Source organism: candidate division WOR-3 bacterium, from assembly GCA_039803925.1.
Classification (GTDB): Bacteria; Hydrothermota; Hydrothermia; order Hydrothermales; family JAJRUZ01; genus JBCNVI01.
The window spans coordinates 21,695-33,378 of sequence record JBDRZL010000020.1 but is presented as its reverse complement, the minus strand read 5'-3'; the positions used below and the strand labels follow the sequence as shown (position 1 = coordinate 33,378).

At 29.3% G+C, this 11,684-nt stretch carries 9 protein-coding genes; 6 read left to right on the top strand and 3 right to left on the bottom strand.

The features are described 5' to 3' along the window. Positions 1 to 627: 627 nt before the first annotated feature. From ABIN17_08050 to ABIN17_08025, 6 genes are all read left to right on the top strand, one after another. Positions 628 to 894, top strand: a complete 267-nt coding sequence (locus tag ABIN17_08050; GenBank protein ID MEO0285001.1) for a hypothetical protein — start codon at positions 628 to 630, stop codon at positions 892 to 894. A gap of 12 nt (positions 895 to 906) precedes the next feature. After that, positions 907 to 4,734 (top strand): choice-of-anchor J domain-containing protein, encoded by a 3,828-nt coding sequence (locus tag ABIN17_08045; GenBank protein ID MEO0285000.1) that lies wholly within the window; start codon positions 907 to 909, stop codon positions 4,732 to 4,734. A gap of 8 nt (positions 4,735 to 4,742) precedes the next feature. Next, positions 4,743 to 6,044 (top strand): T9SS type A sorting domain-containing protein, encoded by a 1,302-nt coding sequence (locus ABIN17_08040; GenBank protein MEO0284999.1) that lies wholly within the window; start codon positions 4,743 to 4,745, stop codon positions 6,042 to 6,044. A gap of 61 nt (positions 6,045 to 6,105) precedes the next feature. After that, positions 6,106 to 6,585 (top strand): RNA polymerase sigma factor, encoded by a 480-nt coding sequence (locus ABIN17_08035; protein MEO0284998.1) that lies wholly within the window; start codon positions 6,106 to 6,108, stop codon positions 6,583 to 6,585. Further along, positions 6,575 to 6,985: a zf-HC2 domain-containing protein gene (locus ABIN17_08030; GenBank protein MEO0284997.1), complete on the top strand. Its 411-nt coding sequence runs from the start codon at positions 6,575 to 6,577 to the stop codon at positions 6,983 to 6,985. Before ABIN17_08035 ends, ABIN17_08030 begins: the two co-directional genes overlap by 11 nt. Further along, complete coding sequence (locus ABIN17_08025) at positions 6,982 to 7,992, top strand: S1C family serine protease (GenBank protein ID MEO0284996.1); 1,011 nt, start codon at positions 6,982 to 6,984, stop codon at positions 7,990 to 7,992. Before ABIN17_08030 ends, ABIN17_08025 begins: the two co-directional genes overlap by 4 nt. A gap of 1 nt (position 7,993) precedes the next feature. On the opposite strand, the gene ABIN17_08020 is transcribed toward ABIN17_08025, so the two are convergent. From ABIN17_08020 to ABIN17_08010, 3 genes are read right to left on the bottom strand one after another with little or no spacing between them, the layout of a single operon-like run. Continuing rightward, positions 7,994 to 8,788, bottom strand: coding sequence for a carbohydrate ABC transporter permease (locus ABIN17_08020; protein MEO0284995.1), 795 nt, complete (start codon positions 8,786 to 8,788; stop codon positions 7,994 to 7,996). Then, positions 8,785 to 9,675: a sugar ABC transporter permease gene (locus ABIN17_08015; GenBank protein ID MEO0284994.1), complete on the bottom strand. Its 891-nt coding sequence runs from the start codon at positions 9,673 to 9,675 to the stop codon at positions 8,785 to 8,787. The genes ABIN17_08020 and ABIN17_08015 overlap by 4 nt, the downstream gene beginning before the upstream one ends. Beyond that, the gene (locus ABIN17_08010; GenBank protein ID MEO0284993.1) at positions 9,672 to 11,648 is read right to left on the bottom strand and encodes a hypothetical protein; all 1,977 of its coding nucleotides are present in this window, start codon (positions 11,646 to 11,648) and stop codon (positions 9,672 to 9,674) included. Before ABIN17_08010 ends, ABIN17_08015 begins: the two co-directional genes overlap by 4 nt. Positions 11,649 to 11,684: the final 36 nt, after the last annotated feature.

Here is an 11,684-nt window from a genome sequence, read left to right as displayed (position 1 = left end):
TTTTTCAAATCCTATATAATCATTCGTCCAGCTTTTCACCATTTTTTCCGGAATACCAGATTGATTACCTTCAAGAGCATAAAACCCTGTTATCGCTAAGAGCATTGCTACCATTTTTTTCATTTTATAACCTCCTTTTTGTTTTAATTTTAATTTTGAAATAATTTTTATATTATATTAAAAAAAAAGTTTTTGTCAAGTTAATTTAGAATACCATGAAAATATTTAATTTTTCTTACTCAATAAGATTTTTAGGGGGTGCCTACTTCAAAATGTTTCTACATTTACTCTTTAAATCTTTCAACATAGGCAATTTTCCATAAAATCCTTTGCACTTCATCTTTAAAAATTTGTAAGCCTTAACTTTAAAAAACATCTTTTGCTATATCCTCGCCTATTTTTCAAAAAATTTGATAATCTCCCTTAATTTTTCCCCTATCATTATTTTTTATACTTTTTTCTTTGTTAAAATAAATAACAAAGGAACAGAAAAAAATTTGAGAAATAATGGAATATTTTATTTTGTCAAAAATATATGTTTTTTAACCTAAATTTTTTTTATTTTGTTTATTAAAATTGCAATTTTTATAAACTAAACTGTATAATTTTAGTAGTGGGAGGTGAAGTATGAAGGAATTTTTTAAGATATTTTTGGGATTTATCATAATCTCAGGGGTAATATATGCCTCTGAAATAAATGAAAAGAGAGTAAGGTGGATTTTAAGTAAATATAAAAAATCAGAAAATAAAGAACTCTTCCTAAAAAATATTGAAAAAGAACTTCTAAATCATCCTGATGAAGAGATAAAAAAAGCACTGGAAATAATCAAAAACAATAAAGTTGAGGAATATCTGAAAAATTTTGAAAAAGATAAAAAATTAAAAGAAAAATAAAAGGGGGTATAAATGGAGAGATTAATTAAAATTTTAATTCCATTTCTTATCTTTTCCTCTTTAAGGGGAATAATAATTCTAAGTGAAAATTTTGAATCTAACTGGGGTCCCTATGGAAATAATCCACCTACTGGATGGTCAATTATTGATCAGGGAAATGAATCTCCTCCAACTTGGAATACCAATGATTGGTATAAATATAACTACGGAGGAACACAGGGAAATATTGCAAGGGTATACTATTCTCCTATAGAAAATCAAAAAGAATGGCTTATAACCCCTCTTCTTGATTTTTCAGGTGCAAGTGCATGTTCTCTTTACTTCTGGAATTATTATGATGATTACTCAGGTGACCAAACTGACACTGGTTATGTCCTTTTAAGCACTGATGGTGGGAGCACATTTTCAAATATTATAGCAATTTTTACTTATGATGATTTAGGAAATATAAGAACCTATGATCTTTCTTCCTATATCGGTCAAACTAATGTGAAAATTGCTTTTAAATATGTGGGTAATAATGATTGGGAATGGGGTATAGATAATGTAGTTGTTACAAAGACCATTTCAAAACCTAATGATGTGGGAGTAAAAATCCTTTCATTTACACCGATTAATCCTATAGTGGGCAAAAATATTACAATAAGTGCTTTAATAAGAAACTATGGAACAAATAACCAATCAAATGTCCCTGTCAGATGTAAAATAAAAAGGGAAACAGATGGAACATGGGTATTTAATAATTTGAAAACTATTTTTACTCTACCTTCTGGAGCAGAAAGTACAAAAGTATGGAATTATACACCTCTCATCGGTGGAGAATATTATGTAGTGGACACCACAGAATTAACAGGTGACGAAGTTTCAGGAAATGATAAAAAAACAGGTAGATTTACAGCAATACCTGTTATCGTTCCTGATTGGTCAGATAATTATGACTTACAAGGCAATCCAGGCGGATGGACTCACAGTGGAATTTATGATGAGTGGGAATTAGGCACTCCGGTGAGAGGACCTAAAAGTTCCTATTCACCACCAAACTGTTTTGCCACAGATTTAGATAATACCTATGAAAATAATTCAGATAATTACCTTTTTTCACCTTATATTAATTTATCTTCCTTTAATCCTTTAAATGATTCTGTTTTCATTTCTTTTTATCATTTTGACTCTCTTGAAACAAACTACGATTACATCTATGTTCAAATTTCAAGAGATAATCTTAACTGGAATGATTTAGATACATTTACAGGTTATTTAGCTTCGTGGGTTCTTCATACTCTCCTAATTCCACCTATATATTATGGAGATACTATAAGAGTAAGATTCAGATTAAAAACAGACGGAAGTGTTCAAAAGGCAGGGTTTCATGTTGATAATTTCAGTGTATTTTACAAATTATCTCCACCTTACATTTATCCTCTTGGTACGGATTCTGACGGAAATTATACAGTATACTGGTCAAAGGTTAAAAATGCTGACAGATATGTCCTATGGGAATTATCTTCTCCAAATCTTCTTTTAAACGACCCCTGTGATAATCTTAATAACTGGTCAACTGATTTCTTTATACCAACTGGTGAGGCAGCTTTCTCTGAGGGATACTGTTTCTGGTCAGGAGAGAATACAAATAATTACTCTTCTTATATTTCAACTAAGGTGAGTTACTTTATAGAAGAAGGGGGAAAAGTGGAATTCAATACAAAATACTCCCTTAGTTCCAATGATGTTATTTATTTTGAAATTTCAGATAATAACGGTATATCCTGGAATGTGCTTTGGGAACAAAGGGGTGGTAATAGTAACTGGATAAAGAAGGAATATTCCCTTATTAGTTATGCTGGAAAATCAGTTAAATTTAGATTTAGATTTATTGGGGATGCAATAGATGACCCTGGGTTTTATTTTGATGATTTTAAAGTATGGTCCTTTTCTTCCAAAACACTCATATCTAATAACATAACAGATACCTTTTACAATATCACAGGAAAATCACCAGGAAAATATTTTTATGTAGCAAGATCAATCAAGAATTCACCTTATAAAGAAAGTAAGGATTCAAATTTAGAAGATATAATTGTGAAACCTTCAAATCTTTCTCCAACAATAACAATAAATTTTCCAAACTCTAACATAAATGCCGATGGTTATGTATGGATAAAATGGATTGATGAAGATTTAGATGATGACGCAGTAATATCACTTTTCTATGATAATAACCAGGCAGGATATGATGGAACTTTAATTGTCTCTGGAATTTCTGAGGATTCCCCATCAGATTCTTTCAGGTGGGATACAAGAGGTTTAACACCAGGAAATTATTACATATATGCTAAAATCTCTGATCAATTTATAACAATTAATAGTAACTACAGTGCAAGAATCAGACTTCAGGCACTAAATCCTCCAGCTGAGCAAAATCCAACTGGTCTTGATACTGTAAAGAATAGATGGGTAAAAATAATAGCTACCGATAACAATACCGATGGCTCAATTGCTCACTTTTCAAATGAAGAGGGTGATACTGCTGTAACTTCAGATGATGGTTTAAACATACTTTTTGGGACATCTTTTTCTCCCTGGAGTTCTGATGCAGTTATAAGAATTGATGGACAGAATTTTATTTATGCGAAACCCGGTGAAGGGGTGAGGGAAGTGTCTTTGAAAAGATTAATTGGAAATCAAAATATACCAACAACACAGCCAAATAATCCGGTTATGCCAGATAATTCAACAGGGCTAACTCAAACCTGGTGGTATAACGGTGTTTCTGTAAGACAGGATCTTATATTTGCCTATGGATACTATTCTTATGGTCCAGTCTGGGGAAATTCAAGACAGCATTATGATCAGATTTTAACAAGGTATACATTTAAAAACAAATCTCTTTCACCAAAATGGGTAGGATTGAGAATTGAATGGGATATAGAAATAGATGTGTATGATGGAGCAATAATAAAACCTGAGAATGAATCCATTTTCCTTACAAATGAAAAATTTTATTCACCTAATCTCAATAATTTTTTTGTTTGTCAGGATTCTATACCCGGTTCTCATGAGACCCCACTTGCAAGAACTATGGGATATTTAAAGGATTTCGGTGTAGCAACCAACCCGGATGCCCTTGCAATAATTCACTGGGTTCACCCCAACACATATCCGGGATACTCTTATCGTGTTGATTCATCAAGAGCTATTGGGACAGATTCAGCAATTTTATTATGGTATTACCCTGTTGCACTAAACCCCGGTGATTCTATAACCTTTTCAACCTATTATGGCTCTGTGAGATATGATATACTAAAACAGCTGGGTGAGGAAGGAACCTTCTTTATACTTATTCCACAGGGAAATTCCGTTATTTTAAAATGGAAAAGTAATACAGGTGAATATTTTGAAATTTTCAGAAAAAAAGAAAACACTGATTATGAGAAAATAGCATCCCTTCAAAAAGGAAATAATACTTACAAGGACGAAAACCTTCAAGAAGGTGAATATAACTATAAGATTGACATAAAAGAAAATGGAGAAACAATAAAAACCTTAGGACCTTTAACTGTTTATATTAAGGGATTAAAGTTCACTATTACTGAGCCTTACCCAAACCCCTTTAAAAAATTTTTCTTTTTCAAAGTTTTTATACCTGAAAAAGGAGAATTTCTTTTAGAAATTTTTGATAACTCTGGGAGAAGGATTCACCTTAAAAAATATCTCATTAAATCTCCAGGAATTTACAAAATTACATTAGACACGGATGAAATAAAACTCCCCAAGGGAACATTTTTCTTAAAGGGTAAATACAAAGAAAAAGAAATAATAAAAAAATTAATAAAAATTTGAAATCATATATGTTTACTTTACTTTTAATATTATCAATTAATTCAGATTATTATTACAGGGGTTTTTCCGAGAAAGACGAGATTAAAGAATTAAGAACTGAAAATTCAAAATTATTTAAAAATAAAAAAGGGAAACTGGTTCTTAGAATCTTTTCAAGGACAATTCATTATTTTGATGAAAACGGAAATTTTGTTGACATACCATTTAATAATTTAACCAAGGATACCTTAATCTATCCTCAATTTAAAAATCAACTTCTTGCTCCAAAAGATAGTTCTGATGGTTCATTATGCGGAGAGAATGATGGGTTTTTCTGTCTTTTTGATAACTGTTCAGGATCTTGTGATATTGGTTGCGGATATTACATATGGATTAATGAAGCCTATCTTATTAATGGATTTGTCCTTTTTAACACATCGTCAATTCCTGACAGTGCAAACATTGATACCATAAAACTTTCTATGAACTGTGTAAATCCTGGAACACCTTTTTCGTGCACGGCAAAACATGATATTGTAGAAATCAGAACCACTCAGACTTTCAGTAATGGATGTGATTTATATATTGATGCAATAGATGGAGATCAGTATATATCTGATTACTGTCCCTACACAACAGGAATAAAAACATGGTTATTATCAGATGAATCCACTGACTCTGCAGCTCTACAAATGAAAAGACTACTTCCCTATGACTGGTTTGCAGTGGGATTATCTGGCTGGTCAAGTGCCTTTGCATCAAACTCGATTGGATACCAGAAAGGTAGTGCAAATATTGATGTGCCCTTAGGAAATATGGAAATTTATTTTATCGCACTTCCTTTTCCAACAAAGGTTATATTGAAATGGTATTCAGAATCCTCTGAAATACTTTATTTTGAGTTAAGGAAAAATCAAGAATTTTTAACAAGAATTCAAAGAGAAGGAAAAATTTATAACTACATAGATGAAAATGTTAAAGAGAATGAAGTTTATACTTATACACTTATAGGACATTACAATAAAGGAGATTCAAGAATCTTAAACAAAATAAAGGTAAGAATACCACCTCTTCCACCCTATGATATTAAAATTTTAAATTCTTTATCTGATTCCAGACTATTTTTAAAACTCTCTATCCCTGAGAGAAAAACTGTAAAAATTGAAATAATAAATGTTCTCGGCCAAAAACTCTCAGAAAAATCCCACAATTTAACCCCTGGGAATTATATTATACCTGTTTTATTACCTGATATAAGAGGAGTATATTTTTTAAAAATTTCTCATGAGAGAGAAGAAAAAATTCTAAAAACAATAAAAATTCTGAGATAAATTAATAAAAGTTGATTTTTTATTATGGAACCATTAATATAAAAAAATCGTCTTAAAATATATGAAGGATAAAAAATTTAATGAAATTTATAGTAAAATGAAAGAAAAACTTTTAAGATATGTAAAAAGTATTGTCTATGACAGGGATATTTCAGAAGATATTGTCCAGGAGACCTTTATAAAATTTTATGAAAATATGGATAATGTGAAACATCCAAGTGCTTTTTTATATAAAGTGGCAAAAAATAAAAGTATTGACTATTTAAGAAAAAAGAAAAAGGAAAAAGAAATACCCCTTGATGAAGAAAAAGAACCCCTTATTAATACTCAACCTGTTAAAATATACCTTTTAAAATCAAAAATTGAAGAAGAGATAGAAAAAATGCCTCTTATTTTAAAAGATATATTCATTTTAAGAGATGTCCATGGATACTCCTATGAAGAAATTTCAAAAATTTTAAAAATACCAATTGGAACAGTAAAATCAAGAATATCAAGGGCAAGATTTTATTTAAGAGGGAGGCTCAAAAATGTCCTGTAAGAAATTCCTTGATAAAATTTCCCTTTATATTGATGGATATCTAAACAGTAAAGAAAAAGAAGAAGTTGAAAAACACATTAATATATGCGAATCCTGCAAAAAAATTTATGAAGATATAATGACAATTAAAATTATAACTTTCTCCCTGAAAAATAGATTTCCATATGAGATAAAAAGGGAAAAAAGAAATTATTTGAGATTAGCCCTTACTTTTGCCCTTATTATTTTAATAATTCTCGGAATAATATTTGAAAGTAAGATATTTGAAATAGGTAAAGTTAAAAGTATTGTAAAAAAACCTATCAAGGAAAACATAATAAATAAAAGGGAAATTGAACCGGTGAAAATTTATTATACTGACACAATTTACGAAGTTTCCTACGAGGAGATTTTGCCTTGAAAAAAATCACTTTAACTTTAATTTTCATAAATCTTTTAAACTCACAGAATCTTAAAAAAATTGAAGATGAAATAATTGAATTCTATAAAAAGGTTTCACCTTCAATCTTTGAATTAAAATTTAAAAACCTCTGGAGCACAGGATTTTCTTTTGAAAAAAATAGAATAATTACAATTTTACCAGAAGTAGAAGAAGGTGAAAATATATATTTTTACGATATAGAGGGAAAGGAATATAAAGGAGAAATTGAGGGATGGGATGAAGCAACTCATATTGCCCTTATAAAAACTGAGGAAAATCTGAAAGTTCCAGAATTCTCAAAATTCGAGCATAATTTTCCGAAACTTCTAATTTCTTTCTCTATAAAGGGAAAAGGAAATTTCTTACTACTCACTGTATACGACGAAAAAAAAGGAAAAATCTTCATAGAAGGTAATGTTCCACCTTCTTTTTCTGGAGCTCCAATTTTAAATACAGAAGGAAAAATAGTTGGAATTTTGAGAGGAAAAAGAGTTTCTTTTGAGATTTTTGAAAGTATAGATATTGAAGAATTAAAAGAAAAACATCCATTTATCCTTTATCCTGAATCAAAACTTTCTGAATTTCCTTATAAAACAATAGGTTACACCTATGACCATATCTTAAAAAGAGTTAATCTTATAAAGGAAAAAGGTAAAATTTATGAAGGTTTCCTTGGAGTCTTGATAGATTATAAAGAAAAGGAAGGAATTTATATTAAAAGAATTCTTAAAGACTCACCTGCAGAGAAAGCTGGATTAAATGAAGGTGATATTATTTTAAGTTACGCTGGAAATGAATATAAGGATTTAAAGGATTTTGTTGATGATGTAAAAAATACAACACCAGGAAGTGAAGTAAAAATGGAAATAAAAAGAAATGATGAAATCAAAACTGTTAAGGTAAAAATAGGAAAAAGAGAAAAAGGTTATAAAATCAAATTAAAAGAAAAATTAAAAGATTTATTCAAGGATTGGTTTGAAGAATAGTTTAAAATTTTAATCCTCCCCTTATTATACCCTGAATAAAATATCTCTGAAAGATTAAAAATAAAATAACAATCGGTAATATTGAAAGAGTTGCCCCTGACATTTTTGCACCATAATATTCCTGATACATAGAACTTAAGCTGGCAAGACCGACAGGAATTGTAAACATACTACTCTTTGTCGTTACAAGAAGTTGCCACAGGAAATTATTCCAGTGAAATTGAAAGGATAATAAGAAAATTGTTAATAGCATAGGTAAAGAAAGGGGGAAAATAATTTTAAAAATAATCAAAAATTTTGAAGCACCATCAATCAAAGCAGAATGTATTAAATCATCGGGAATTTTTTTTATGTATTCAGTTAAAAAGATAAAACCAAAAACATTGGCAAGATGAGGAACAACAAGCCCCCAGAAGGTATTTAGCCATCCTAAATAAACAACAATTAAAAATTGAGGAATCATAAAAAGAATACCTGGAACTAAAAGAGTGGAAACAAATATGTTATAAAGAAAATTCTTTAAGGGAAAATCCTCCTTGGCAAAAGCATAAGCACACAAAAAGGCGAAAAGAGTTGAAAAAAAGGCTCCTGAAAAAGAAACAATTAAACTGTTTAAAAAATATCTCCCAAAAGAATGATACTTGAAGATCCTTTCAAAATTTTCCAAGGTTAAATTCTTAGGTAAAATGTTCATAGAAAATGAAAGAACCTCAGGTCTTAAAGCAACAAGAATCATATAATAAAAGGGAAAAATATAAAGAATTGAAAAAAGAAAAAGCAATATATATCTTCTCATACTTCCTTATACTTTTTTGTTGAAAAATATATAATTAAAAAGAGAATAAAAAGAACAAAGGAAAAACTGGCTGCTTCAGGTAACTTAAGTTGAGAAGCAAATCTATAAAGAACTAAACCTGAAACACTTGTTTCACTTAAAGTGTAATTTAAAATATTAATCTGCGGACCACCTCCTGTCATTGAATAAAACTCTGAAAAGGCAGAAAAAGCTCCTATAAATCCAAAAAAAGCCACAAAATAAACAATTGGCTTTATAAGGGGAAAGGTAATTTTTTTAAAAATCTGAATGGAATTTGCTCCATCAATTCTTGCAGCCTCATATATAGATTCTGGTATTGACTGCATTCCTGCAAGGAATAAAAGCATTCCAAAACCTGAATTTTTTATAGCCATTGAAATTGAAACAGTTAAAAAAACAAGATAAGGGTCTTGTAAAAATCCCTTTTTAAAAAAACTTGTAAGTTTTAAATAGGAAAGAATTTTATAAATAAAACCATAAGGGAAAGCAAAAATCAAAGTTAAAACAATACCAACAACAAAGGTATCAAGTAAAAAAGGAAAAAAGTAAATTGTTCTAAAAAATCTTTTAAGTTTAAGTAAAGGATTATTTAAAAGATTTGCAAGAAATAATGAAATAATAACTAAAAGTGGGACATATAAAATTCCATAAATAAAACTTGCAATAATTGACCATATAATTTCAGGGTCTTTTAAAATTTTTAAAAAATTGTTCAATCCAACAAATTTTAAAGATTCAAAAATGTTATAATAGTTTTCTATTTTACAAAAACTTATGTAAAGAGAAAAAAAAAGAGGTAAAAAAAGAAAAAGAGTAAAAACAATTAAAAAGGGGATTATGAAAATAAAAGGAAAAAATCTTTTCATTTTATTTTTAAAATTTTATATGTGCTATTATCTGCTCTTATAAAATAAACACCCTTTTTAAAATTTGGGAATCTTACCATCCCCTTTCCTTTCAGTAATCTTTCTCTTCCACTTAAATCTATCACTTTAAATTCTATTAATGAACTTAGATACAAAGAATTAAAATTATAAACCTTTACATTATCAATCCTCCCTTCATATTTAATCTTTATTGGCCCCAAAATCTTTTCTTCTGATTTCAATATATAAGTATATTCAACTCCTTTTACTACATTTCTATCAAAATAACTTCCCCTTTTAATATTGGTTCTAAAAATTTCTTTAAAATCTGAATTTCTGTCTTTTCTAAGTATTTTAATCTCTGAACCAGTAGATAAACTGTATTTTATCAAAATTCCATCTTTTAAATTCTCAACATATAAAAATTCATCTTCTGTCCCCAAAGGTTGAATTATATTTTGTATTCTGATAACATAATAAAAATCTATATCTCCATCAGATAAATCTCTATCCCATGAACTTTGCCTTTGTCCTACATTACCCCCCACTACATCAATAGCATCACAAACATTATAATCTACACTCATATCACCTTCTTCAATCGGAGTATTTGGGTCATCGGATCCGTTTGGTGAATTTCCAATACCTTGAACATTTGCATCATAAGTGGCTGCTGAAATAATCATTCTGCTTTGTGGATTTAAATTTAAATCAACAAGCTCAATTCTTGCCTCAAGAGTTTTATTAAAAGGGTCTATTACAATTTTATAAGGTGATACAGGGTTATACCACAAAAAGCCATCATCAGCAAAAAGAAAGATTTCTGAATGATTTACTGAATCAGCAGTTAAAAGAATTTCCCTTTCTGAATATTGAACATTGGATCCTAAAAGTGTCCCTGTGTCATCTCCATTTTGAATTAATTTATCATCATAGGAATTGGAATCAATATCAAGAGAAATAGCAATTTGAGTTTCTTCAAAAATCATTTTATAAAATTTTGCAAGTATATAAAGATTTACAGAATCACAAGTTAATCTTAATTCAGTTAAGTCATAATACCTATCCTCACCTGCAGGATCTTGCCTCATATCACTTGTATCACCTCTATAAATCCACTCATTTTTTGAAATAACTGTTTCATGAATATTTGAAGGTAAAGAACCTATCCAATCTGAAAAGTCTCCATCAATTTTCCTTGTAAATTCTATTGCATTACCAATTTTATTTAAAAGTATATCAAAGAATTTATCTACTTTATTATCATTTAAATCTCTAAACCAGGCATTTTCATTTATACTTACTTTTCCTCCCATAACATCAATTGCATCATTTATTAAAAAACCACCTATATCCTGTGTAGCATCAATATCATTATTCCATCCTACAACATTTTTAAAAGTAACAAGAGTTATTCTAATAGCAGAAGGTAAATGTAATGAGCCATCTGCAATATCATTTAAAGAAATTCTTGCCTCAATACAATCATTAACATCACTAATAACAGCAAGATATCCTGAAGTAGGTGGTGAATACCATATACCACCATCCCATAGTTCAATATCAAAATTACCTTCCGAGGTAGAATGAAAAGCTATTATTCTATCTGCAAGTGCCCTGTTTGAAAGACCAAGTTGAGCATCATCTCCTATCCAGTTATAGGATGTTGGATCAGCAGGATTTCCAAGAGAAATTTCAACATGTATTGAATCCTTATCTGATGGTCCAATATCCTGAAATTTTATTAAAAAATACATCCAGTTATTATCACATGTTAATCTAAATTCTGTTAAATCAAGATATAAAGTATTTCCAAGGTCTGTTCTATAATCATTTAAATCTCCCTTATAAATAAATTCACCATTAGAAAATGTATAATCATGAATTTTTAACGGAGGAGTTCCTATCCAGTCTGTTATATTTCCATCTACAGTTATAGTATGAAAAATTATTAAAAACTTTATTAGACCCATTTTAACTCTCCTTTTAAAAAATTATAAAAAAAATTT